A 25,472-nucleotide genomic window follows, 5' to 3' on the forward strand; every position below is an offset into this window, starting at 1 on the left:
GCCCTAGTCCCTTGAGTATAGTGAATCGTAAGCAAAGGAGTAAATACAAATACGGAGGGATACAGATGGAAGCAAGACACGCGACAATGCCTTACAAAATCAGTGATGAGAAAGCTTTACTCGATATCGAGCGCATCAGCGATTGGCTGTCAACAACGTACTGGGCACAAGAACGCTCCAGGGAAATGATCATAAAAAGTATCAAAAATTCACTCTGTTTCGGATTGTATGGTGAGGATGGACAGGCTGGGTTCGTCCGGGTCGTGAGTGATTACGCGACGATTTCCTGGGTGTGTGATGTCTTCGTCGACCCGGAGCATCGAGGTAAGGGATTGAGCAAATGGCTCATGGAAGTGATGGTGGAACATCCAGACATCCGACATACGAGCATGATACTCGCTACTCGGGATGCTCATGGCTTATATGAACAGTATGGTTTCACACGAAGAGAAATGATGCGGCGATTCATTATTGAGGCTTAGACTCGGTTACCTCCCCTTTTTCGGATATGCTCGCCCCATAGGAAATGCGATTGAGCTTGTCGATGATCCTCTTTTTGTTTTTCTCGTCCATCGGAGCAGGCTGACCGTTCGTGAGCTTCACCGGGATCACGTGGCTCTTGCTCCCGTCTTTTGAAAACGTCAGTTGGACCATCATGGCTTCGCGACCTTTTGGGTTGCGCGAGGTGGTAAACACAAAATTCCCTACGCTGTAGTAGATCGGCACCTTTTTATAAAACTCAACGCCCATAATCGAATGGCTGTGCGACCCGACAATGGCATCCACACCGCTGTCGATCAGCTTTTTCGCCATCTCACGGGCATATGGTTCTGGATAATCCTTATACTCCCGATTCCAGTGCATGACCGCAATCGTAATGTCTGACTCCGCCACTGCCTTTTTTACATGGGACAGCATCGGCTCATAAGAGTAGGCATGTGCGAGACCTGGCTTGTTTTTTCGCGCATACCAACGCTCGTTTGGAAGGACACGGCTAATCCCGATGACTGCCACGCGTTTCCCCTTGATCGTTTGGATGTAGGATGCGAATGCTTCTTCCTCGTTTTTCCCCGCACCCACGTAACCGATCTTCGCCTTTTTCAGATGCTCCATCGTGTCATAGAGTGCGTCCATTCCGTAATCCAGCGAATGATTATTCGCCAGATTGACCACGTCGAAGCCCGCGTTAACGAGCCCCTTCAACGACTCTGGCTTCGCACGATAGGTATATTCCTTTTTCTCTGGTCGTCCCCGCGTACTGACTGGCGTCTCCAGATTGCCAATCGTCAAGTCTGCCTGCTTGAGAAAATCCGCTGTTTTTTGAAACGGATAATCGACGCCGTAACGCCCGATCTGATTCCCGACGCTCTTATCCAAAATGATATCCCCGACAAACGCTACTCGAATGGAATCCTGCTCCTGCACATCCCCTTCGCTGCTCGCCTGGACGGCGACAGATTCCGTTCCCATCGCAAAACAGAGTATCACAGCAGCTACCACGATTACGGCGTGTTTCCATCGTCTGATCTTCATGCCTCTTTCGCCCACTTCTCTTTTTTGCTTTCATTCTAGAAGCCGCTGGATGTGAAGCCTGTTGAAGCATGTCTGGCTTCCATGGAAATTTCTCGCCGAAAAGTGACGGGCATGCAAAAGATGGCGGTTTGTTGCCTGCTCCCCCAGTCAAAACATTCCTCATTTTTCCAAATGTCGATTTTTGCCGATAACAAGTATAATGGACACATAAGATTCTAATACATAGGACGGTACAAACATGCTCCATCATTCCATTATGCTGAAAACCAAAACAGCAATGCCCGCCGTTCGGTCGAATAGCGTTCATAGGAGCCAACTGCTGCAAAAAATGGACGCTGGTCTGCAATGCCGACTAACCACACTATACGCCCCAGCCGGTTACGGAAAAACGACCTTGCTCAGTCAATGGGCTCATCAGTACGGCGGTTCCACCGTATGGCTCTCACTCGATGAGATGGATAATGACCTGATTCGCTTTTGGAGATACATCGTATTTACGCTGACTGAATCTGACTTCGCAGAACTCTCCGAGCGAATGGAACCAGCCATGAAGGCAACCAGTCATACCTCGATCTTTACCTTCATCGATTCTCTGCTCAATGAACTCGCTGCTACGACACAGCCCCTTGCTATCATTCTCGATGACTATCACATGATCTCGGATGAGACGATTCACAACAGTCTTGCTTATTTTTTGGAATACATCCCGAGTCACGTCCATCTGTACATCGCCAGTCGCAACACGTTGCCTTTTTCTACAGTCAAATGGAACGTACGTCATGAAGTATGTCACATTGAGGCGGGACAATTTCTTTTCAGTCATCAAGAGACGGACAGTTTTTACCGGCAGGTTCACGATTTACCACTGACCGAAACGCAAATTGAACAGCTGGTGAAAAGTACGGAGGGCTGGGTCGCCGGCTTGCAGCTCGCCGCCATTTCACTCGTGAATATGGAGAACCACGATCAATTTTTTGCCGGATTTACTGGCTCTCATCGCAATATTTCGGAGTATTTGTTTCATGAAGTAATCATGCGACTCCCGGAAGAGGAGCGCAGCTTCTTGCTCAAAACCTCTGTGCTGGCGAGAATGGACGCTCACGTGTGCCACGCTCTGACCGGCCTGCCCCAGTGCCAACAAATGCTGACCCACTTGCACCGCCAAAACATTTTCTTAATCCCACTGGATGATTACGGGACGTGGTATCGGTACCATCACTTGTTTGCCGATTTTTTGCGCAGTCAATTGGAGCTGACAGCTCCCGGAGAAGCACGTGAGCTGCACCGGCTAGCCAGTGAGAGCTATGCAGGGCGTGGAATGATGGACGAAGCGATCGATCATGCGATTGCCGCTGCCGATTACACGTTGGCTGTAAGCTTCCTTGCGCAGCATATTCCGGTACTGCTCCAACGCGGCGAGTTTTCCAGCTTTCTCAGAACGCTGGACAGCATCCCCGATCACGCGAACTATTTCTCACCGCTTTTTCGCCTGATCTATGTGTTCCTTTTGGTTGCTTGCGGTTATACGGATCGGGCAGAGCTTGCCCTCACCCAATTGGAGCAAAGCGTTGCGAGCCTGGAAGACTCGACGGAGCATCAGCAGTTTTTGAGCGGGCTGTTTTTTGTGCGAGCGAATCTGGTGTTTGCAACCGGAGATTTTGAGAGCTGGATTGCCAGTTCATCACAGTTAAGTGGTGAGCTGCCAGAGAGCCCGTTGTTTTACCATTTTAATTACAACACGACTGAGCCATTTATTCGCCGTACGCGATTCGGATTAAAAGGGATGCTGTCCGATCAGACAGAGGCTGTCGGCAAGCATTTCTCCAGTATACTCGAGGCTCATGGCTGGAAGGATTCTTTGATCAACCTGTACACCATTCAGGCGTTGGCGGAGGGGCTGTATGAGGAAAACAGGCTGGAAGAAAGCCTCGATCATCTTCAGCGAGTTCGTTTCGTCGCACTGCAAAAGCAAATACCTGGCCTGCTCGTCCCCTATGCGCTGACATACTCTAAGCACAAGCTAGTGGAGGAGAATTTTGCTGCGGCACGAAAAATCATTTCAGAGACACGGGAAACGGTCGCAAGCTGGGGTGCTACGTATTGGTTCAACCCGTTACAAGCATTTCTCGCACACATCGCGATCCAGGAAGGGGACATCGCTTTGGCGAAAGCGGAGTTATCCAAGCTTCCCCCCTCCATTTTCAATCAACCTAGCATTCATAGAGAATTAGAGGTTTTGACCTATGTCCGTTTGTTGATCGCCCAGCAGCAGGAACAGGAGGCATTGCGTATTTTAGCAATCCTAAAGCCATCCAGTATTCGTGAGGAGCTATTGATCAGTCAGGTAGACATCGCCATTTTGCAAGCACTCGCCCACCAGCAGTGCGGCAACAAAAAGGAAGCGCTGGCTTCCCTCCACGAAGCGCTCTTGATTGGCGGAAACAACTGCTACGCTCGTAGCTTTCTGGACGAAGGAACGGCGATGTCTCACCTCTTGCACGATTACCAACTACGCTTGAAAAAACGATCCCAACAACCAGGTCCGTCTGTATCGGCTGCGTATGTCAATCAACTGCTATCCCTTTTTCCTAAGAAAATGGAGAAAAGAAAAGCTCCTTTGATCGAGCCGCTAACCGGAAAGGAAATAATCATCCTTTCCATGCTGGCCCAAGGAGCATCCAACAAGATGATCGCCGAAGAGCTAGGGAATACGCTCGGGACGGTCAAGGTGTATTTGCATCGGATATATGGCAAGCTCGGTGTCACCAATCGTACGCAAGCTCTTCTGAAAGCGCAAGAAATTTCGCTGCTTGAAAATAGCCCTGTTGATTAACGGAACTTTTCAATATGTTCATACAGAAAAGCGTCCAGCTTGCGAGGTTCTCTGCCGAGGGCACGCTCTACATCGTCTGTCGGCTTTTCCGGGATCGCTACTGACATAGCTTGAATTTCAATGACATGACTGGCGAGCCACTCCGGCATGTTTCCGTGCTCCATCAGATCACGTCGGAGAGCTTCGCTATCCTTGTTGATGTACGTAATCAGGCGGTTGAGCAGATCGGACAGCTTGCTCGCAATTTGCGGATAGCTGAAAACCTCAGAACCAGTCAGGGTGTATACACGACCTGCCTTTTCGGGATGGGTCAATACCTCTGCAGCAACATCGGCGATATCCCGACAATCGATAAAGTTGCATGCTGTTTCGCCCATCGTACCGAAGAAAACATGTTGCGTTTTGATCGTCGGTGCGAAGCGGAGCAGATTTTGCATAAAGGCGTACGGCCGCAGCACGGTACTTTTCATACCCGATTCTGATAACGCGCTCTCGATTTCCTGGTGCCATCCCGCTACAGCGACTGGCGCCTTTTCGTCGTAGGCTGGACTGGATATTTTCACAATGTGCTGGATTCCAGCCTCAGCTGCTATGCGAATCATCGATGTTTCCAGCTCGACCTGATTGGGACTGTTTGAAAGGGAAAGGAAGAGCTGATTCGCACCTGCAAACGCCCGGCGCAACGATTCAGGGTCAGAAGCTTCCGCTGCTGTGACTTCCACCGTAGATGCTGCCCGTTCTCCCATTAGCATCTGAAGTTTTTCTGGTGTTCTGCTCAATGCACGGGTTGGGACACCAAGCTCTATCAATCGTTTCAAAAGTGCACTACCTATAGTTCCTGTTGCTCCCATGACTACGATCATTTTCTAACCCCTCCGTAACTGATTCATTTTGCCATTACGCCACCGCCATGTGATTAATGTGCTGGCGATTATCGCTGACAGCGGGAAGTCGATCCAGACACGACTTAGCCAAGCCAACGATTCACCGGGAGCAAAGATGACGAGTAACTCCGTTGTTAGCCATGCTGCCAAGAGACCAATCACTGCCATTATCATCCCCATAACCGCTACCAGCGCCAAATGAGGCGTGCGGGTGACCCAGCGTTTATGTATACCACGGCTCTGTAACCATCGCCCAAGGAGTGCGGCAATCAATGCGGATGTTCCGCCAATCGTGGTCAATGCCCCTATTTGCAGCCCTTTGTCAGCGGTGATCCATCCACCTATGCTCGCCATGATCGCAGGAGACAAATAAGCCATGATTACTTCTCTCCATAAAACAAATGCCTTTCGCTCGGAACGTGCCCCCTTGATCGGATAAACACCTCCCGTTTTTGCAGGGTCATGCATGTTTTTCACCTCCTCTCCCCTTTTCAAAAAGTAATTAGGAACCTAATTATATAAGAGTGAAAATGGGCTAGCTGCCTAGCCCGCTTTACTACTTGCCCGCTGCCTACTATTCGTCTGTCAGTGCCGAGATGCCTTGTGTCACGCGGCCCAGCAGGTCGAGAAACACACTACGCTCCTCATTATTGAGCAATCCGACCATCGCTTCCAATCTCGCAAAGTGCTCAGGCGCCATTTCACGCAGCTTGCTAGCCCCGAGCTCCGTTAAAATGACCGATTTTTGCCTGCCATCTTTTGCACTCGCTCGTCGGGAAACAAGGCCATCGCGCTCCAGGATGTCGATCAGACCAGTAACCGTAGCACGTGTTACCCCCAGATGCTCTGCCAATTGTGACGGCAGCACTTCCCCACCGTTATCTTCAAGGTCTGCCAATAACCGATATCGTCCCGTTGATAAGCCGAATCTGGCAAAATGTATTTCAGCCGCATGCCCAAGCTTGGCTCCTGCCTCCATCAGTCTGGCGGCGACGAGTACAGCTTGCGCATCAACATCGAGTCCATACCGATCAATCTGGCGCTGCGATTGAACAAGCGATGGGGTCGCGTCTTCTTGTTTTCTTCCGTTTGAATGGTTTGTCATGGATGTAGTATGGCACCTAACTACTTTTCTGTCAACACATCTTCTCTATTTCGGGGCCATCCTGATTGCCCCATCCAGCCGGATCGTTTCTCCATTCAACATCGGATTGGTGATGATGCTGTTCACGAGCATCGCGTATTCTCGCGGATCACCCATGCGTGCGGGAAAAGGAACAGTCGCACCCAACGCCGCTTTTTCAGAGCGCGGGAGCTGATCGAACATCGGCGTGTCAAATAGACCCGGAGCAATCGCCATCACGCGTATGCCATACGAAGCCAGGTCTCTTGCTAGCGGCAGGGTCATGCTTACGATTCCGCCTTTGGAGGCGCTATAGGCAACCTGCCCCACCTGCCCCTCAAAAGCCGCCACCGATGCGGTATTGATGATGACCCCCCGCTCCCCCAGTTGGTTCGGCTCGTTTCCTGCCATTTGCTCCACTGCCAACCGAATGACATTAAAAGTACCGATCAGATTGACTGAAATGACTTTGCTGAAGGATTCCAGTGGATGTGGACCGCTTCGCGACAACGTTTTCTGTGCCAAAGCGGTCCCCGCACAGTTGACCACGGCGTGAATCGTACCGAATGTGCCAGCAGCCTGATCGATTGCCTCCCGTACACTCACCTCACTCATGACATCCGTATGCACGAACAAAGCATTTTCTCGCCCCAGCTCATTCGCCAGCGCTTGCCCCCTCTCTACCGTCAAATCAAGAATGGCTACTTTTCCCCCGTGTTGAACTACATTCCTCACAGCGGCTTCTCCCAAACCGGAAGCACCACCCGTTACAATGGCAACCACTTCCCGCATATCCAAGCCATTCTCTCCCTTCCTCTGCAACTGCATCCGCATTCAGAAAAAAGCTCTGCAAGTTGGATACCAACCGAATCACTTCTTGCCACACGTGGTTTTTACAAGTGACAAGCAATCTCGACCTTCTCAAATCCAGACAGGTATGAGACATCTGTGTCCGGGCAAAGGACAGTTGTGCTTATCCATCTCCAACATTTTAGGGCTTGCTATTTACAATCCACCCCATTATATTTTACTTACCGGTAAGTAAATAAAAGTGGAGAGGAAAGAACCCGGATGAACGTGTCTTCTACCAGAGTCATTGGTCTCGATTTTGCGCGGGCGTGGGCCATGCTGGGCATGATGATCGTCAACTACGTCGTCATCTTGAATGCAAAGCATAACGGACCTGACTGGCTCATCGCTTTATCCAGTTTGTTTCAAGGCAGAGCATCTACCGTATTCCTTGTTTTGGCAGGAATCGGCATTGCGTATATGACAAAAAAAGCGAGGACCTCAGGCGACCCGGCCCTCTTGCAGGCTAGCCGCCACGTCCTTTGGAAGCGCTCCTTGTTTTTATTCGTGACCGGGATGTTGCTCTATCTCGGTAGTTGGAGCGGTGACATCCTGCATTACTACGGTGTCTACATGCTCATTGCATCCTTCCTCCTCGTCGTATCGGGGAAAACGCTTCTTCTCGCTTTTAGCGGCATCCTGCTCACAGCTCAAACGCTACAATTGTCGTTCAACTACATGCAAGGGTGGGACCCGAAGCAACCATTTATCGAGTATCTTGATTTTTGGACAGTCGAAGGATTCCTGCGCAACTTGCTGTTCAACGGCTATCACCCGGTATTTCCCTGGATGTGCTTTTTCCTTCTCGGCTTGTGGCTGGGTCGACTCAACCTGCTCGATCGATCTGTACGCAAAAAAATGTTGGGCTGGGCAACCGCCCTGTTCGTCAGCTTGGAGGTTTTATCGTATGGGTTGATCAAGCTCTCTATTCCGGTAGTCGGAAGCGAGATCGCCCTATTTTTATGGGGAACGAAACCAGTTCCACCCAACCTGTTTTATGTGCTGTCCAGCTCAAGCACCGCTGTCATCATCATCCTTCTGTGCGTCAGCTTTGCGGAAAAATTCGCGAACAGCTGGTTTACGCAGACATGGGTAAAAACCAGACAGCTGACACTGACACACTACGTCTGCCATATCATTGTCGGGCTCGGCTTCCTCGCATTGATTGGGAGACTCGAAAATCAAACGCTCACTTTTGCGATGCTCTACGCCGTAGGATTCTTCCTCTTTTCCATTGTGCTCACGCTTTTATGGAGACGTTGGTTCGAGAGGGGACCGTTGGAGAGCTTCATGAGAAAAATAAGTGGGTAACCAATCTGTGGGTTCATCCGTCTGCTATATAGGAGAATTTTTCTAATCATTCATACACCAATTTCGAAGTAGTCAGACGAACTGGAGATGATCTCATGAGTCCTATGGTTTTTTTCAAAAAGGCTGTCCCCGCGAACGCGGAGCAACTCACCCAAATTGCTGTTCGCTGCTTTGCAGAAGACGTCCAAAAGTATGGAGAAGGCCCTGCCGGACATGACCAACCTGACCAGCATATTTTGTTCATGCAAAAGGCCCATTACTATACGATCTTGCTGGATGACCAGATCGTTGGCGGTTTTTGCCTCCTTCCGGTCGATCATGAGCATTTGGAGCTGGGGATCATCTATGTCGATCCTGATAAACAAAACTTGCGTATCGGAAGCCAAACCATGCAGTTCATGGAGGCCGCGTATCCACACATCAAGAAGTGGACGCTCGATACTGGCTATGAAGCCGTACGCAACCAGCACTTTTATGAAAAATGCGGTTACAAAAAGGTCGGCGAGACAGCGCCGAACGCAGCGAATGGTTTTTATAAATTCAGGTACGAAAAACGGATACCTAAATAGATAGATGGAAAAGGGAGAGCGGCTACAGGCCATTCTCCCTTTTTTCTTTCACACCCTTATTTTCGAATGCCCTTCTTGGTCGCCAATTCCAAGTAGTACGTCGTTTCTGCCTGTGTTTCCTTCGTAAATGCTTCACTGGCCGCATATGCCGGCTCCACCTGAATTTCACTCAGCTTTTGCAAAAAGGCTGGGTCCTTTTCCATCTTGGCAATCGCTTCTTCCCATTTGCGAATAACCGACTCTGGCGTTCCTTTGGCAAAGGACACTCCCGTCCACCAGAAAACCGACAAGCCTTGAATCCCTTGCTCCTCCGCAGTAGGGACGTCAGGCAGGAACGGACTACGCGTGTCACCGGATACGGCGAGGATTTTGACCTTGCCCGCTTGCAGCATCGGCATGATCTCCCCTACTGTATGCACCGCCAAAATCGCGTGCCCTCCAGCGACTTTCGGGACGGAATCAGAGGCGCCTTTTGTCACGATCATTCTCGTCTTGGCGAAGTCAGCTCCGATCATATCCAGCCACTCTGCTACCCCAAACGCGGAAAAGCCTGCTGGCCCTACAGAAGTCCATGTTAACTGCTCCGGATTCGCACGCACCCACGCGGAAAATTCAGCGAAATCTTTCCAAGGTGCGTCGGCTTTTACTGCAAAAGCAAGCGTTCCTTTACCAATCCTGGCCGTATAGACTTGATCCTCGTTTGTAATCGGCGGCGTTTTCATCCCAGCAGCGAGCATCGTCGTATTGGATACATTGACAGCAAGCGCTGTGTAACCATCATTTTTGGCTTGCTTTAGAGCATACTCCGCTCCTACTGCCCCACCACCTCCCGCCTTATTGACGACGACGATGGGCTGCCCCCATTCCTTGCTCAAATAATCAGCTGCCGCTCTGGCCACGAGGTCGACTCCGCCCCCGGCAGAATACGGCACGATATACTCCACCTGCTTCGATGGATAGGCCGATTCGGCTGTACCTTGATTTCCACATGCGCTAACGGCTGCCGCCAAAAGCAGCGACATGATGACAGCCGCCCATTGTTTATACCCTCTCAATGATTCTTCCTCCCTACGCGACATCTACTCCCCGGTCTCGCTCTTCTTTCAACCGTTGCTGTGTCCGGCGGTTCAACATCATGGAGATGATCAAAAGTGCTCCTGCTGCCAGCAAGATGGTCAACGATAAAGGCCGGAACAAAACAATGCTGAGATCACCCGAGCCCATCGCCATCGTTTGAATGAATGATTCTTCCAGAAGAGGTCCCAGAATGAAGCACAAAACCAGCGGAACAACTGGCCATTTATATTTGGAAAAGACATACCCAAGTCCGCCAAAAAGAAAGGCGACCCACACATCAAACATGCTATTCCGCACACTGTATGCTCCAATCGTGCAGAACATCAGGATGATCGGAGCCATAATGCCATATGGCACCCTCGTCAATTTGACCCACACCCAAACCATCGGGAGGTTCAGCACGAGAAGCATCGTATTCCCCACGAACATCGAGGCGATGACCGTCCAGACAAAGCTCGCATTTTGCTCAAACAAAACTGGGCCTGGCGTCAATCCGTAGATCATCAAGCCTGCCAACAAAATTGCTAATGGCGGTGAGGAGGGAATCCCGAGCGAAAACAGCGGGATGAAGCCCGCACTGCTCGTCGCATTATTCGCTGCTTCTGGTGCCGCCACCCCTTCGATCGTTCCCTGACCGAACTTCTCGGGATGCTTCGATAGCTTTTTCTCCATATCGTACGCCAAAAACGACGTGATCGCAGCCGAACAGCCCGGCAGCAATCCAAGAAAAAAGCCGACAATCCCGCCCCTCAGCATAGGCCCGGCACTTACTCTCAAGTCTTCCTTTTTCGGGTAGACACTGCCCGGTTTGCCAATTAGGGTAGCTGTGCGTTTTTCATCAATTCCTTTCAGAACTTCTGTAATCGCAAACAACCCGATGATGATGCTAATCATGTCAAAGCCTCCGACCAATGCGGGGATGCCGTAATCAAAGCGCGGTATGCCAGAGGATGGTCCTAGCCCAACTAGAGCGAGCGAATAGCCGAATGCCCCCATCAAAAACGATTTGACCAATGATCCTCCTGATAGACTAACCATCAGCGTGAGAGCCAAAATCATCAGCGCAAAATATTCAGGCGGTCCGAATTTTAACGCTTGATCTGCCAGAATCGGAGCGAAAAAGACGAGTCCGATTACCCCCAGTACCCCTGCACCAAACGAAGCTATTGCGGATATCCCCAATGCCGGCCCACCCCTCCCTTTTTTCGCGAGCGGATAGCCATCGAGACACGTGGGAACTGATGATAGCTCCCCTGGGATATTGAGCAGTATCGCCGTCGTCGAGCCACCGTACATGGCACCGTAATAAATACCTGCCAGCATGATCATGCCCTGTGTCGGCTCCAGTACGGCTGTCACCGGAAGCAGAATCGCGATGGCAGAAGTGGGACCGAGACCGGGCAATACCCCTACAAAGGTGCCAATAAGAGCGCCGAGTGCTGCCATGAGCAAATGCTCCGGGGTGAGGGCTGAAGCAAAACCAGCCAATAAAAGTTGGAACGTCTCGATGATCAGCACCTCCTTCTCATGCTTGCTCTAAAACAAATCTCCTCCAGGCAGTGTGATATGCAGTGAATAGATGAACACCACATACAGCCCTCCTGTCAAAAGGACGGAGTACACGATGGACGTACGCCACCGATAGCTGCCGATCAGTATAAAAAAGGCAAAGGAGACAAAGAGCGTAGCCATTGTGTAGCCAATCGCACCGAGCAGCCAAACATACAGCAACAGAAATAAAAAGCAAAGCAGCAGGCGCAGCCTTTTTCCAGGAAGAAGCGGTCCGGGATTTGGAGAAGAGGCTTCCTCCGTCACACGGAATGATTGGATAAGCAGTACCCCTCCGAGCATAAAAAACAATAAGCCGAGAATCGCGGGCAGCGTGTGATCCCCTACGTACAACGACGTCGAAAATGCCTCCAGACGATAGGCCTCGAACGATATGAAGACTCCAAGGATCATACTTAGAAGGGCACCGATAAAATCTGGCTGATTATCCGGGCGTCTCATGTGTATCACCTCAGCAAAAAAGCTACCAACAGCCTATGGCTCATGCGCCCATTGTGTGCGAAAGCAGAAAAAAACTACCATAGCCAGTCCGCACAGGACACAGCATATGGTAGTCTGCTAGATTTCTATTTGGTCGGTCAGACGAATAATGGCATGGGCGACTTTCGCTTCATACGTCTCATTGCTTTCGAACTCGCTCCAAAGCTCTTCGATATCGCCGTTTGAAACATCGTCTATTCGCAGCCCGCGAAAGGAGGAACCTGAGACGGAGGAGACATCATGGATCATCAGCATTTTCAAAAGCTTCTCCACATTGGCTTGATTGCGGATCAAATGCGGCTCCATCCGCTTAACCACCATCCATAATTTTTGCGAATTGACCATTGTCGTCGTCACCATCTGCATCCGCTACCTCCATACCAATTATAACTACATATAATTAGTTATAATTAATTATAACCAAATACTCAAGTGAAAAAGTTGTCTTCTGACTGTTGTGGTCCGTTTTGTACGTATAAAAAATGCCCTCCAATTGGAGGGCATTGATCGTATTGTTCAGGTGATTACCAAGGTTCCGGCCAGCCATATTGTATAATCATATTGGATTGCTTGGCTGGTTGTTCTACTAAAACTGGCATTGTAATGAAGGCGGTTAACATACACAAAGACAATATCCATTTCTTCATGACCTATACCTCCTGTTTGGATCTATGATTACTTCCATTATACACGTTTACCAATTTATGGAGTATACCAACAGGAAGATTTTTTTTCTGTGACACATAAAATTCAAAAAGAACGCTAAGACTTTTATCTGCTTGTTTGATTTCATTTGTTGCGCGATAGTAATTCACGCTTTCCACAAGACTATCGATTCCTAAATCTACTTCATTATTTTGAATGCAAAAGATGCCCTTCGTTCGAAAATACAGTCCCATTTGATTGTATTGATTCGGAGTAGTTAAATTCTCTGGCAAGATCGATGCTTCTGCCAAAAATAGTTCACGAATTTTCTTTTCTTCTCCTACCTGTATATAAATCTCCAACAAATCATTCGCGATCACAAGCTTGTCATCCTGTGCTTGTTGCGCAAGACACTCTTGTAATACCGGAATGGCTTTATCAAATTTCCCCGTTTTTCCGTATAGTTTCCCCCGAATATGTCTGGCATGTTTATGTACCTCGGGATAATCGAACATTTCGTATCTCTCCAGATAAAAATGTCCCAATGTGTAGTCTTCCAGCTCAAAATAAGAAATGATGATCGCAAGGATCGCTGCTGCTTTTTGCTCACTCTGGCTATGATCGATCTCAAGTCCTTGTTTACACAAATGAATACAATCTGAATAGAATCCAAGGCGCAATGCATGGAAGGAAAATTTATAGTAGGCCAAAATTCGCTCATTGATATGCAGATAGGACGTGTAGTGTAATAGCTCCTTACCCTCTACATAGGTCTGATCTAATTGGCTTAGATTTTCACGTCGAATCATATATCGTTGGAAAAGCGATCTTGCCAGATACAAAGGAATTCCATTCTCACGTGAGTAGTCACAGATCACGTCATAAAGAGCCAAGCGCAGTTCTTCATTCCCTTCCGTTCCTGCTGTTTGATACAGATAGTCTAAAGAAAGAAATGTATTGCTTTTGGGACAATTTAGCAATTGCAGAGCTACTTTGTTGGTAAGAACCACATTCTTCTCTTGCAACACAGCCTCTAATAGAGACCGAAGTGTCGCTTCGCGCTTCATTTTATGTAAATAAGGTACGATCGCTGTATAAAGTGGAATATCCAGTACTTTTGCCAGTTTCATTACATGCTGCATATTTGGTAAAGTAAAGGCATCAGATTCTATCTTACTAATGGTTCCAGAAGCTACACCTGTTCTTTCTGATAACTCAGTCAGTGTTAAGTTTGCTCTATTTCGATATGCACGTAATATGCCCCCAAAGGTCTTTCCCTCTGAAATCACAGCAAATACACCCTCCTGATGATTCCTTTTTATGGATATGATAGCACAATAACCCACGGATGATATAATCGTTTTGAATCATTTTTAAATAGATTACACTTTCGTACTAGAGTGAAGGAAGGAAAAAATGGAAAACTATCTCTTTACAGGGGTAGAGTTAGGATAATAATCCTTTAAGTGGATGTGTGAACAAGACCTTGTAGGAACCCTCAAGGTCTTTAAATCATTCATCAAAATTATTGAGCCAATACATTGGCTTACCTGATTTAGATAATGATTTAAGTAAATCTAATGTAGTTGGCCTATATATGGACGGTACAGATATACATATGCCTCTTCAAATGTTACAGCTCCTTCAAGCAAAGAATCAAGCATACCAAGATTTAATATACATAGAAATTTTTGAATTTCTATAGACTCCATTATATTTATTTGCATACTTACCGTACCACTCCTTATTAAGGCATTTGACTTGACGAATTACAATATTATTTTTCACCTTAACATTGAACACCTTACCAAATTGTCTTTAGAAGTAGTGGATTGGGATTTTCTTACTACTTGGATCCAATATGTCTTCTTTAATACTATCCTTTCTTGCTAAAACTATTAAATCATTTCTTAGAATCACGTTGTTGTCTATACGCATTTAGAGCATCCATCCAAATCGTAACGAGCTCTGCAAAATACTTTGTTTCAATGATCGACTCCAATTCCTCGCCAGTGTCTATACCCGCTTCTAGCTGTTCTTCAACGTATGAGTTATAAATTCGAGTATAATCCATCCGTATTTCGGAACTGTATAAATTTCCTGTCCCTTCTGATACTTCCTCTTCCCCGGAAACAACTCTTTGTATCCTATCTAAGATTAGGCTTTTTGCGAGTTCTGATCTAACCTGGCCCTCCAAATACTCTTGCACTAGGGAGAGATGTTCAGGTAAGCAGATTCGTAGTTTATCTGCCTTATCATCGAAAACAATTTCGTAAGGTATCATAGGGTTCCTCCTATATTACGGTTCATAAATTGGGTAAGCTGTAGTAATCTTTTGAAAGAAGGTTGAGACAAGTATATGCTTTCTAGCATTTGTTGTCTTCCGACTGTTGTGCTCCTGTGCCCCCCTGCTACAACCTCTTTCATTTATCCAAACAAATAAGCTGTCGCCAGGACAATGCTCGAGAAAGCATAGCCCGACAACAGCTTCACATATCCTTCGATTACTCCATCGTCAAAACAACCCGACCATTGATTTGACCTTTTTCCAAACGCTCCAATACATCGTTGATCTGATCCAGCGGCTGTGTCTCGATGATCGCGCGAACCTTGCCGCGTGCTGCAAAATCAAGTGCTTCTTGCATATCCTTACGCGTTCCCACAATGGAGCCTTTCACCGTCACACCATTCAACACCGTGTCAAAAATCGGGATGGGCAGCTCTGCATTCGGCAAGCCAACAACGACAAGAGAACCACCACGTCGAACCGATTTGTACGCTTGTTCAAACGCCTTCTTGGTAACTGCCACGCTGATCGCCCCGTGGACACCGCCCACCTGCTCTTGAATGGCTTGTACCGGGTCAACCTCACTGCCGTTTACTGTCACATCTGCCCCTAGTTCTTTTGCCAAGTCCAGCTTTTCCTTGTGAATATCGACCGCTACGACGTTGTAGCCCATCGCCTTGGCATATTGCAGAGCCACATGCCCCAAGCCGCCGATACCGTAGATCGCCACCCACTCACCCGGCTTCACGTTTGCTACCTTCAATGCTTTATACGTGGTTACCCCTGCGCACAGGATCGGCGCTGCTTCTACATCGCCCAGCTCGTCAGGAATGCGTGCCACGTAAGCAGCAGGTGCTACGCAATATTCAGCATAGGCACCATCAGCGGAATAGCCCCCGTTTAACTGTTGCAAGCACAGTGTCTCCCACCCTGTCAGGCAGTAGTCGCATTCGCCGCAAGCGGAGAATAACCACGGAATGCCTACACGATCACCAATTTTCAGCGAGGTAACGCCTTCCCCCAGCTTTTCGACAACACCTACGCCCTCATGCCCAGGAATCAAAGGCAGCTTTGGCTTCACAGGCCAATCCCCGTGTGCCGCATGCAGGTCCGTATGGCAGACACCACACGTTTTGACTTTTACCAGAACCTCACCGTGTCCGACTTCTGGAATGGCGACTTCCTTTACTTCCAGCTTTTGATGGAACTCGTTGACTACTGCTGCTTTCATCTTGACCTTCCTCCTCTTTTTTCCCCTTCAGGCAGGTGCATAAAGGGCAGGTGTTCTTCCCGCCTCCTACTAATTGCAAGCAGTATGCCAACATGAAAGCGCTTAAAAAACCAATGATCATACGGCTACCTTTCTTCCAAGCAGCCGATATTGCGGCACATGAGCCGAAAAAACGGCCCGCCTGCCAACCTTTTGGCCGAAAAAGGGTATTCATCCTTGCCTGCGGTATTACTACGTAGTGGAAAAAGGGGGAGAACGCATGCAAATATCCAAGTTCATGACGCCGGAAATCATTTTCGGGAACCAGTCTCTCGGCCAGGTAGGGGAAAGCTTGCGCCGATTGGGAGCTTCTCGCGTCTTTCTTGTCAGTGATCCTGGTGTCGCAAACGCAGGCTGGATCGAACGGATCATCTCTTACTTGCAGCAACAAAAGCTCGACTACCATCTATGGACCAACGTGACAGCCAATCCGAAAGACTACGAGATTCATGCCGGGATTGCCGAATATCGGGCCAAGGAATGCAATGCTATTCTCGGTGTCGGTGGAGGCAGTGCGATCGATGCAGCCAAGGCTATCGCGCTGTTGGCTACTAACGAGGGCAGCATCGTCCAATACGAAGGCGTTGACAATATCCAGCATCCCCTTCCTCCCATGGTGATGGTACCGACGACAGCCGGCTCCGGTTCGGAGGTTTCGCAATTTTCCATCATTGTAGACAGTGCACGCAAGGTGAAAATGGCGATCATCTCTAAATCACTCATACCCGATATCGCCATCATCGACCCGCAAACCTTGATGACCAAGGACAAGCTGCTCACTGCCAATACAGGCATAGATGTGTTGACTCATGCCATTGAATCGTATATTTCACTCGCCGCAACACCGCTTACCGAGGTGCATTCGCTGCAAGCCATGCGCCTCATCTCCAAGCATTTGCGCCCATCTGTCGCCAGTCAATACAATACGGAGGCCAAGCAAGCGATGGCCATGGCGAGCCTTCAAGCCGGAATCGCTTTTTCCAACGCGATACTTGGTGCTGTGCATGCCATGTCCCATCAGCTCGGAGGATTCCTCGACGCTCCGCATGGCGAGGTGAATGCCATCCTGCTCCCCCACGTACTTGAGTACAACTACATCGCGGCACCGGAAAAATACAGGCAAATCGCAGAATGCCTCGGTGAAAACACGGCGGGTTTGAGCACACATGCTGCCTCTCGTCTCACACTCAAAGCGGTCAAGGAGCTAGTAAGCGATCTGGAGGTGCCCCAATCGTTGTCGGCTATTGGGCTGCATCCAGAGCAAATCGACCTGCTCAGTAGTCTCGCCGTACTGGACGTGTGTATGACGACCAATCCCCGCGACATGACCGTCCACGATGTCGCGACGTTGTTTCGCCAAGCCTTGTAGGAGGTTCGTCATGCATACTAAACAAGAGATTTTGGAAAAATTGACCGGGATTCAATCCTCGCGAAAAAGCTATTACAGTGAACTCGTCTATCTTATCGAGGAGATGAAAAAGAAAAACAAGCAGCTCGCCGTCATTAACCAGCTGACACAAATTCAGATCAACGCCACCTGGCAACAAACAACCAGTTATATCGCCGCACAGCTCTCGCAAATTCTCGTGTTCGAGCATTTCGCCCTGACCATCGTGAAGGGAGGCATGCTCTCCTCCTATCTCGCCAAGTGGAATGACGGGGATTGGCAATGCCATACGCTGACACAGACCGTTTCAGTAGAAGCCCCTGTGCTCACCGGGCAGGTTCATCTTACCCTTGCCGAAGTGCTGCCTGAGCATCACGCTGCCTCTGTTCCGTTGCGCAGTCAGTTGAATCAGACCTTTGGTTTTCTGACGCTCTTACGCCAAACAAAGCAGCTAGTCGATCGGGACGAAGCCGAATTGATCCAGCTCGTCGCCAGCCAAGTCGGTGTCGTCGTAGAAAACAGCCTGCTTTTTCAAGACGTGAATGAAAAGATCAAAATCGAAGCCCAACTGATTCAATCCGCAAAAATGGCGGCGATTGGCGAGATGGCTGCCGGCATTGCCCATGAGCTGAACAGTCCGCTCACAGCCATCCTCGGAAACTCTCAATTGCTCATGCGCGAGATGACAGATGCCCCAGAGGCTCCCTTGATGAAGGACATCTATCAATGCGGGGTGCGCTGCAAAAAAATCATTCAAAACTTGCTCACCTTCTCTCGGCAGGAAGAGTACTTGTTTTCCACTACCTCTATTGACGAGGTCGTAGAGGACGTACTGGGGCTGATTGGCTACCAGCTTTCTGTTTCGGGCTTGACCATAACCCGGGAAATGTCCGAGCCTCCTCTGCTGTTTCATGGAAGTCGTCATCAGATCGAGCAAGTTGTGATCAATCTCCTGTTAAATGCACGGGACGCTGTGGCAGGCAGGGAATCTCCACACATTGTCATCCGTTCCTTCCTCGTACAAGAGGAGGATAGCTCTTACGTAGGCTTATCCGTTTACGATAACGGCACAGGCATTTGTGCAGAACAGCTTTCGCAAATTTTTCAGCCTTTCTTCTCGACGAAGGAACGGACAAAAGGGACAGGTTTGGGGCTTTCCGTCAGTCTTGGAATTGCAGAGGCACACGGCGGGAAGCTGTTTGCCGAAAGCGTAGAGGGAGAGTACAGCAAGTTTACGATGCTTTTGCCACTGTTAGCTGACGAGGAGGACAACAATGGAGAAAAAACGGATTTTGATCGTGGATGATGAAACAGAAGTGACTACCTTTTTCACCTATTTTCTCAAGAAAAAAGACTGCGATATCGTCGTCGCCAATTCTGGCAAGGACGTGGAACGGCTGCTTCATTCGGATTCTACCGGCTTTCACGCTGCACTCGTGGACCTGAAGCTGCCCGATGCCGACGGATTGACACTGCTCAAACAGATCAAGACAGTATTTCCCGCCTGCGAAGTCTTGATCATGACGGGCTTCAGTACGATTAAATCGGCTGTGACAGCGATGCAATGGGGCGCGCGCGATTACTTGGAGAAACCGTTCGACGATCTGGACAGTCTGGAGCAGGTCATCGACGCTGTGCTCTCTTCTTCCAGCAAACACAGCGATCACCTATCCCAAGAAGCCGCCCAATATGGTATCGTGTATTCATCTGACAGTCCGATGGCCAATATATGCGCAATTGCCAAAAAATTAGCAAAAAAGGCGATCCATGTGCTCATTGAAGGCGAAACGGGTACCGGCAAGGAGCTGATGGCCCGTTTTCTCCACGGAGCAAGCAATCGCGCCCAGCAGCCTTTTGTCGCTTTTAACTGCGGGGCAGTCCCGGAATCCTTGCTGGAAAGTGAGCTGTTCGGCTATGAAAAGGGCGCTTTTACCGGAGCGCTCAAATCCCGCAAAGGCTTGTTCGAGCTGGCACATAACGGAACGCTGTTTCTTGACGAGATCGGGGAGGCTCCCCCTTCCGTCCAAGTGAAGCTCTTGCGAACGCTAGAGACGGGAGAGTTCATGCGCGTCGGTGGCGAGCAGATCGGGCAGAGCAATATTCGCTTTATTTCTGCTACCAACCGCGATCTGGAGCATGAAGTCGGGATGAACCGTTTCCGCAGTGACCTGTTGTATCGCCTGGAAGGGATCAAGCTGTCGATTCCTCCTCTTCGCGAACGGATTCAGGATATCCCCACAATCGCGCACTACTACTTGCAAAAGCGCAGTGGAGGCCCATGCGAAATCGATCAGGATGCCATTGAGCTCTTGCAGCGCTACGATTGGCCGGGCAATGTCCGCCAACTGATCAACGTACTGAATCAAACCATCGCGTTGCACGAATGCGAACGACTGCGTGCCGAGCATTTGCCAGCGAATTTGCGGAGCCGCACGGTACAGGTGCATCCACCCACTGTCCCCAAACGGATCGAGCAAGTGATCGATCACGAATGCGAGCGCTTTGTCGATACGATACTCCGCCTTGTCACCTCTGTAGACGGGATCGACTTCGACTATTTGATCAAGCGGGTTAAACAGCTCGAAGGCGAGATCGGGCGAACGATTATCGAAAAGGGCTTGACCGAAACGAATGGAAACAGACAGCTTTTAAGCAAAAAATTAAACATCACCAAACGGACGATTCGCTACATTTTGAACGAAAAAGCATAACGTCTGCATTGGCGCATCTAGGAGGCATTCACGTCGTGGTACCCGAAAAACCTTTTTCGACCCTGAAAAAAATCCCTGCTGACTTCTCTCTATCTGCCGTTATTGTTGGACTCATCGCTACGATGGTCTCCTATGCAGGACCATTGCTGATTGTCTTTCAAGCTGCCAAGGGTGCCGGACTCAGCGATGCTGTCCTAGCCTCTTGGATTTGGGCCATCTCGATTGGGAGCGGCTTGACGTGCATTGTGCTCAGCATCTGGTTTCGTACCCCGGTCATCACGGCTTGGTCAACGCCGGGCGCAGTCCTTTTAGTCACCAGCTTGACGGTATACTCCTTTCCCGACGCGATTGGCGCGTATATTTTTTCGGCCGTGGTCATCACACTCGTCGGTGTTTCCGGTTTGTTTTCCGTCTTGATGAAATACGTCCCGCAGTCCATTACGACCGCCATGCTCGCCGGAATTCTCCTGTCTTTTGGCGTCGACGTCTTTGTTTCCATGCAGCACCTACCTGCATTGGCACTGCCGATGATCTTTTGCTACCTGTTCGCCAAGCGCTGGTCTCCACGATATGCTGTCGTGCTTACGCTTTTGGTTGGCCTGGTTGTCGCCTTTCTTTTGGGGCGTTTGCAAATGGACAATGTCCAGATGGCCCTCGTCCAGCCCATCTTTACGATGCCGACGTTTTCTCTCGATGCGATCATCGGCTTGGGGATTCCATTGTGCATCGTCGCGCTTGCCTCTCAGAACGCTCCAGGAATTAGTGTCTTAAAAGCAGACGGGTACGATACCCCTGCTGGACCGCTCGTAACGACTACTGGCATCGCGTCGCTATTGCTCGCTCCTTTTGGCTCACCAGGGATCAATCTCGCGGCGATTACAGCTGCGATTTGCACGGGAAAAGAAGCTCATCTGGATCATACCAAGCGCTACATTGCCGGGATTGCCTGCGGAGGCTTTTACTTAATCTTCGGGATGTTTGGCGCTACGATGGCTTCGGTGTTTGCTGCCTTGCCCAAAGAATTGATTGCCGTTATTGCTGGCTTGGCTCTGTTTGCCTCGCTCAGTTCCAGCCTCGCACAGGCGATGAGCGAAGCGAAGGAACGGGAATGCGCCTTGGTTACGTTTCTCGTCACGATTTCCGGTATTTCCATTGGCGGAATCGGCGCTGCTTTTTGGGGCTTGATTGCGGGGGTGGTCACCCATCTGATTTTGAATGGCAATGTGAAAAGCTGGTTTGGGAAAAAGAAGAATACGCAGCCGTTGGCATAGCTGCCTGAACGTGAGGAGAGTGTCCCGTGAAAAAATGGTTTGGTATCATCACTCTTTCAGCTTTCCTTTTAGCGGTCGGCTCAGCTTGCACGACGAAGGAGTCCACACACTCCTCAAGTGGTTTTGCGCTATCAAAAACTTTTTCATCCACAGAAGAAATCACACAAGACGCCATGGTTATTTTGAAAGGCTCCGTTCCCAAAGCATACAAAGAAGAAAAAACCGAAACCCTCGTATTCTATGTGTATGAAGTAGACGTGGACAACGTGTTTCAAAACCTCACCGATCACCAGATTGAGGCGGGAGATACGATCAAGCTGTATCGAATCATAGGTATTCAACCTGATAAAGATAAAGACATCGCTCCGATTGCGGATCATAAGCAATCTAAGAAACGGCTCCTCGAATGAATCTGAGGAGCTGTTTTGTATGTTCCCTGAAACTAGCGGTAAAACCCCTGTTCCTCTGCGTAATTTCCCCAATGCGGGCGACTGCCGTCTCGATCCGTAAAAGGATACTCGTCCGACAAGCCCCATGTACTGACCGTTTTCCCTGTTTTTTCTGCGACAGCCGGGTCCGAAGCCAGCGCAACCACTGCACGACCGATGTACGTAGGTGTTTCCGACATGATGAAGTGCTTATCTTGCTTCACTGCCTCTCTCCACGTCTCTTCTGTCACGCCAAAATGATCGAGCATCGCTTCTGAGCGCAAGAAGCCCGGTGTTAAAGCCAACGCGGTAACCCCGTATGGGCGCAGGTCCTCTGCCATCGACGCAGCTAGATGAATCGTCGAGATTTTTGCCAAGCTGTAGTACAGATTGCCGCGGTACCGATAGTCGATTCCGTCCGTAATCTCGATGATCAGCCCCTTTTTCTGTGCCACCATGAGTGGAACCGCATAGTGACTGGTGATCATATGCGTACGGATGGCGCGTTCTTGCATCAATAGGCCGTCTGCCAATGGCTGCTCCCAGAACGGAGTCCCCCAGTGTGTCAACGGATCTCCACCCCAGATGTCATTGACCAATAGATCGAGCTGTCCATTTTGCTCCGCTTTTACTCGCTCAAAGAACGCTTTTACTTCTTCTTCCTGCGTATGATCGACTCGCACAGCGATCCCGATTCCGCCGCTTGCCGTCACGAGCTCTGCTGTCTCTTCAATCGTCTCCTGTCGTGCCATATCAGAGTGCTGACCACGCACCGTACGTCCCGTCACATATACCGTCGCCCCTGCTTCTCCCAGACTGACCGCAATCCCCCGTCCTGCTCCTCTCGTGCCACCTGCTACCACCGCTACTTTGCCTTGTAATGGTTTCATTCACAATGCCTCCTTTATCGATTCATACATCCAGAATAACGAAGGAAATATGACAACCTCTGTCATATTCGCTAAGATACAATCAAAGTAATGTTGTTTTTACTTCTAGGAGGGCTTTTTATGCGGGCAGATCGACTCCTTACGATTTTGTTGCTCTTGCAAAACCACGGTCGCATGACTTCCAAGCAATTAGCAGAAAGGCTGGAGGTGTCCGAGCGAACCGTTCATCGTGATATGGAAGCTTTGAGTGCGTCAGGTGTTCCCGTCTACGCGCTGCGCGGTGCAGATGGGGGCTGGGCTTTGGCAGAAGGGTATCGCAGTAATTTGACCGGAATTAAAATAGATGAGCTGCAATCACTGCTCGTAGCCTCCCCTGCTGCCTTGTTGAATGATCTCGGACTGCATGAAAACTATGAAGCTGCATTTCTCAAGCTGCTGTCTGCTCTGCCAAAAACCGTTCAGCAGGATGCCATCCACGTACGCCAGCTCCTTCATATCGATGGGGCTGGCTGGCATGAATCGACTGAGACGTTTCCTTTCTTATCGGTGGTTCAGGATGCCGTATGGCTTTCCCGCAAGTTGTTCATTCGTTATATGCGAGAAGATGTGGCCATAGAGCGCATTGTCTGCCCGCTTGGACTCGTCGCCAAGCGCAGCATCTGGTATTTGGTCGCCAAAGTGGACGAGGATATGCGGACGTACCGGATTTCACGACTTTTGGATGCACAACTGCTAGATGATGGCTTCATCCGCCCGAATGATTTCGATCTCGCTTCCTATTGGGTACAATCCACCTTGGACTTCAAATCCAGCCTCCCACGTTATCCTGCGCGTTTGCTAGTCAAAAAAGAGACATTGCCTTCTGTAAAACAAGAGCGTTATATAAAAATAGCTTCCACCCAAGCCGCAACAGACGACTGGATGGAAGCTGAAGTAGAATTTCATACACTTGCATCAGCATGCTCGCTGATTCTCAGTTTCGGCCCACACATCCAAGTGTTGGAGCCGCAAGAACTGAAACGTGAGGTCACAGAGCAGGCGCGTGCTATACTTGGCCTGTACGAGGCCCCGAATTAGCAAGGACTTTCGTTTCTCGTCCGCACACGAGCAGGACGATTGCTCCCACGATCAGCACCGCAGTAAATACACTAAAAATGAATGTGTAGCTGTAATGATGCGACGAGTAGTAACCGACGAGATACGGCGCGATAATACTGCCGATTCTTCCGACACCGGATGCCATCCCAGAACCCGTAGCGCGCAGCGGTGTCGGGTAATTTTCCGGCGTGTACGCGTACAAAGCACCCCAGGCCCCCAGATTGAAGAAGGACAAGAAGGCTCCCGTCACCAACAGCTCCATGGTGCCACTGCTTTGTCCAAAAGCAAAGGCCATCACACCTGTCATGAACAAGAAGGTTGCCAGCGTCCATTTCCGTCCCCATTTTTCCACGAGATAGGCAGCCGCGAAATAGCCCGGCAGTTGGGCCAACGTCATGATCAGTACGTACTGGAAGCTTTTGATCATCGTAAAACCTTTGTCGACCAAAACTGATGGCATCCATAAAAACATGCCGTAGTACGAGAAAGCAATCGCAAACCAGACGACCCACAGCGTAATCGTCTCTTTGCGATGGGAGGTCAACAGCGTTGCAACAGGAATCTTCTCGGCCTGCTTTTGAAACTGTGGAGATTCAGGAATGCTCCGCCGGGCAAACAAGGCGTACACAACTGGCAACGCCCCGATCATGACAGCCACGCGCCAGCCATAGTCCGGAATGATGAAATACGATATGACGGCTGCCGCGATCCAACCGACCGCCCAAAAGCTCTCCAACAGCACAACCGTACTACCTCGCTTCTCCGGTGGCGCAAATTCGTTTACCAGCGTCGAGGCTACTGGCAGCTCGGCACCCAAACCGAGTCCCATCAGGAAGCGGAACAGCAGCATGGTCGCAAAACCAGTTGCGAAAGCGCTCGCAAAGCTCGCCAAGCCAAACAAGACGAGGGTCAGCAAAAACACTGGCTTGCGGCCAATTCGGTCAGCCAAATAGCCACCTGCAATCGCCCCAATCGCCATGCCGACGAGATTGCCCGTCCCTAAGAGCCCAGCCTCTTCCCCTGTCAAACCCCATTCCTGTCGTAATGCCACCATAATAAAAGATAAAAGTGCAACATCCATGGCATCGAACATCCAGCCAAAACCGGCTGCCCAAAAAACTTTTTTGTAAGGCTTTGACATTCTCGTTCCCTGCTTTCCTTTCTTTTGCGCATGATATTCGCGCCTAGTTATCATTTCGCTTTTTCGTCCAATATCCTGCTCACGAAAAAAAGTTCGACTATTGTGATAGTAGGCTT

Annotated in this window: 25 protein-coding genes; 10 read left to right on the forward strand and 15 right to left on the reverse strand. The window is 49.6% G+C overall.

Annotated elements, in window-relative coordinates:
* Positions 1-65 precede the first annotated feature (65 nt).
* Complete coding sequence (locus ACKKE8_RS24805; protein WP_409175357.1) at positions 66-482, forward strand: GNAT family N-acetyltransferase; 417 nt, start codon at positions 66-68, stop codon at positions 480-482.
* Here the strand turns inward: ACKKE8_RS24805 and ACKKE8_RS24810 are convergent.
* Complete coding sequence (locus ACKKE8_RS24810) at positions 469-1,533, reverse strand: CapA family protein (protein WP_409175358.1); 1,065 nt, start codon at positions 1,531-1,533, stop codon at positions 469-471. The two genes, ACKKE8_RS24805 and ACKKE8_RS24810, sit on opposite strands and share 14 nt — an antisense overlap.
* A gap of 238 nt (positions 1,534-1,771) precedes the next feature.
* On the opposite strand from ACKKE8_RS24810, the gene ACKKE8_RS24815 reads away from it, so the two are divergent.
* Positions 1,772-4,366, forward strand: coding sequence for a LuxR C-terminal-related transcriptional regulator (locus ACKKE8_RS24815; RefSeq protein WP_409175359.1), 2,595 nt, complete (start codon positions 1,772-1,774; stop codon positions 4,364-4,366).
* On the opposite strand, the gene ACKKE8_RS24820 is transcribed toward ACKKE8_RS24815, so the two are convergent.
* From ACKKE8_RS24820 to ACKKE8_RS24835, 4 genes are all read right to left on the reverse strand, one after another.
* On the reverse strand, positions 4,363-5,229 hold the full coding sequence (locus tag ACKKE8_RS24820) for an SDR family oxidoreductase (protein ID WP_409175360.1): 867 nt from the start codon (positions 5,227-5,229) through the stop codon (positions 4,363-4,365). The genes ACKKE8_RS24815 and ACKKE8_RS24820 overlap by 4 nt on opposite strands.
* Positions 5,230-5,232: 3 nt before the next feature.
* The gene (locus ACKKE8_RS24825) at positions 5,233-5,718 is read right to left on the reverse strand and encodes a hypothetical protein (RefSeq protein WP_409175361.1); all 486 of its coding nucleotides are present in this window, start codon (positions 5,716-5,718) and stop codon (positions 5,233-5,235) included.
* Between the two features lie 106 nt (positions 5,719-5,824).
* Positions 5,825-6,355 carry a MarR family winged helix-turn-helix transcriptional regulator gene (locus tag ACKKE8_RS24830; RefSeq protein WP_409175362.1) on the reverse strand — a complete coding sequence of 177 codons (531 nt, stop codon included), beginning with the start codon at positions 6,353-6,355 and terminating at the stop codon, positions 5,825-5,827.
* A gap of 45 nt (positions 6,356-6,400) precedes the next feature.
* Positions 6,401-7,171 (reverse strand): 3-hydroxyacyl-CoA dehydrogenase, encoded by a 771-nt coding sequence (locus tag ACKKE8_RS24835; RefSeq protein ID WP_409175363.1) that lies wholly within the window; start codon positions 7,169-7,171, stop codon positions 6,401-6,403.
* A gap of 273 nt (positions 7,172-7,444) precedes the next feature.
* On the opposite strand from ACKKE8_RS24835, the gene ACKKE8_RS24840 reads away from it, so the two are divergent.
* Together ACKKE8_RS24840 and ACKKE8_RS24845 are read left to right on the forward strand one after the other, a co-directional pair.
* A complete protein-coding gene (locus tag ACKKE8_RS24840; protein ID WP_409175364.1) occupies positions 7,445-8,533 on the forward strand; it encodes a DUF418 domain-containing protein in 1,089 nt (362 codons plus the stop codon).
* Between the two features lie 95 nt (positions 8,534-8,628).
* Complete coding sequence (locus ACKKE8_RS24845; RefSeq protein ID WP_409175365.1) at positions 8,629-9,102, forward strand: GNAT family N-acetyltransferase; 474 nt, start codon at positions 8,629-8,631, stop codon at positions 9,100-9,102.
* A 56-nt stretch (positions 9,103-9,158) separates the two neighbouring features.
* Here the strand turns inward: ACKKE8_RS24845 and ACKKE8_RS24850 are convergent, their stop codons facing one another.
* The 8 genes from ACKKE8_RS24850 to adhP form a co-directional block, all read right to left on the reverse strand.
* Positions 9,159-10,181: a tripartite tricarboxylate transporter substrate binding protein gene (locus tag ACKKE8_RS24850; protein ID WP_409175366.1), complete on the reverse strand. Its 1,023-nt coding sequence runs from the start codon at positions 10,179-10,181 to the stop codon at positions 9,159-9,161.
* Positions 10,171-11,697, reverse strand: a complete 1,527-nt coding sequence (locus ACKKE8_RS24855) for a tripartite tricarboxylate transporter permease (protein ID WP_409175367.1) — start codon at positions 11,695-11,697, stop codon at positions 10,171-10,173. The genes ACKKE8_RS24850 and ACKKE8_RS24855 overlap by 11 nt, the downstream gene beginning before the upstream one ends.
* 18 nt (positions 11,698-11,715) lie before the next feature.
* Entirely contained in the window at positions 11,716-12,189 is a 474-nt protein-coding gene (locus ACKKE8_RS24860) for a tripartite tricarboxylate transporter TctB family protein (RefSeq protein ID WP_017251225.1), read from the reverse strand.
* A 117-nt stretch (positions 12,190-12,306) separates the two neighbouring features.
* On the reverse strand, positions 12,307-12,594 hold the full coding sequence (locus ACKKE8_RS24865) for a hypothetical protein (RefSeq protein ID WP_409175368.1): 288 nt from the start codon (positions 12,592-12,594) through the stop codon (positions 12,307-12,309).
* Positions 12,595-12,752: 158 nt separating this feature from the next.
* Positions 12,753-12,875, reverse strand: coding sequence for a hypothetical protein (locus ACKKE8_RS24870; RefSeq protein ID WP_409175369.1), 123 nt, complete (start codon positions 12,873-12,875; stop codon positions 12,753-12,755).
* Positions 12,876-12,878: 3 nt separating this feature from the next.
* On the reverse strand, positions 12,879-14,162 hold the full coding sequence (locus ACKKE8_RS24875) for a helix-turn-helix domain-containing protein (protein WP_409175370.1): 1,284 nt from the start codon (positions 14,160-14,162) through the stop codon (positions 12,879-12,881).
* Positions 14,163-14,776: 614 nt separating this feature from the next.
* Positions 14,777-15,157 (reverse strand): hypothetical protein, encoded by a 381-nt coding sequence (locus ACKKE8_RS24880; RefSeq protein WP_409175371.1) that lies wholly within the window; start codon positions 15,155-15,157, stop codon positions 14,777-14,779.
* Positions 15,158-15,377: 220 nt separating this feature from the next.
* Positions 15,378-16,391, reverse strand: a complete 1,014-nt coding sequence (adhP, locus tag ACKKE8_RS24885; protein ID WP_409175372.1) for an alcohol dehydrogenase AdhP — start codon at positions 16,389-16,391, stop codon at positions 15,378-15,380.
* Positions 16,392-16,650: 259 nt separating this feature from the next.
* On the opposite strand from adhP, the gene ACKKE8_RS24890 reads away from it, so the two are divergent.
* Genes ACKKE8_RS24890 through ACKKE8_RS24910 form a run of 5 tightly spaced genes read left to right on the forward strand, consistent with a single transcriptional unit; the run spans position 16,651 to position 22,209 of the window.
* On the forward strand, positions 16,651-17,799 hold the full coding sequence (locus ACKKE8_RS24890; RefSeq protein ID WP_409175373.1) for an iron-containing alcohol dehydrogenase: 1,149 nt from the start codon (positions 16,651-16,653) through the stop codon (positions 17,797-17,799).
* Between the two features lie 10 nt (positions 17,800-17,809).
* A complete protein-coding gene (locus tag ACKKE8_RS24895; RefSeq protein WP_409175374.1) occupies positions 17,810-19,123 on the forward strand; it encodes a sensor histidine kinase in 1,314 nt (437 codons plus the stop codon).
* Complete coding sequence (locus ACKKE8_RS24900) at positions 19,092-20,528, forward strand: sigma-54-dependent transcriptional regulator (RefSeq protein WP_409175375.1); 1,437 nt, start codon at positions 19,092-19,094, stop codon at positions 20,526-20,528. The genes ACKKE8_RS24895 and ACKKE8_RS24900 overlap by 32 nt, the downstream gene beginning before the upstream one ends.
* Positions 20,529-20,563: 35 nt before the next feature.
* Positions 20,564-21,799, forward strand: coding sequence for a benzoate/H(+) symporter BenE family transporter (locus ACKKE8_RS24905; protein ID WP_409175376.1), 1,236 nt, complete (start codon positions 20,564-20,566; stop codon positions 21,797-21,799).
* Between the two features lie 26 nt (positions 21,800-21,825).
* Positions 21,826-22,209, forward strand: coding sequence for a hypothetical protein (locus ACKKE8_RS24910; RefSeq protein ID WP_409175377.1), 384 nt, complete (start codon positions 21,826-21,828; stop codon positions 22,207-22,209).
* 32 nt (positions 22,210-22,241) lie between these two features.
* Here the strand turns inward: ACKKE8_RS24910 and ACKKE8_RS24915 are convergent, their stop codons facing one another.
* Positions 22,242-23,117, reverse strand: coding sequence for an SDR family oxidoreductase (locus ACKKE8_RS24915; RefSeq protein WP_409175378.1), 876 nt, complete (start codon positions 23,115-23,117; stop codon positions 22,242-22,244).
* Positions 23,118-23,237: 120 nt separating this feature from the next.
* On the opposite strand from ACKKE8_RS24915, the gene ACKKE8_RS24920 reads away from it, so the two are divergent.
* Entirely contained in the window at positions 23,238-24,194 is a 957-nt protein-coding gene (locus ACKKE8_RS24920) for a helix-turn-helix transcriptional regulator (RefSeq protein WP_409175379.1), read from the forward strand.
* On the opposite strand, the gene ACKKE8_RS24925 is transcribed toward ACKKE8_RS24920, so the two are convergent.
* Positions 24,163-25,356 carry an MFS transporter gene (locus tag ACKKE8_RS24925; protein WP_409175380.1) on the reverse strand — a complete coding sequence of 398 codons (1,194 nt, stop codon included), beginning with the start codon at positions 25,354-25,356 and terminating at the stop codon, positions 24,163-24,165. The genes ACKKE8_RS24920 and ACKKE8_RS24925 overlap by 32 nt on opposite strands.
* Between the last annotated feature and the right edge of the window lie 116 nt (positions 25,357-25,472).

It is taken from the genome of Brevibacillus fortis (assembly GCF_046196545.1).
GTDB classification, from domain to species: domain Bacteria; phylum Bacillota; class Bacilli; order Brevibacillales; family Brevibacillaceae; genus Brevibacillus; species Brevibacillus fortis_A.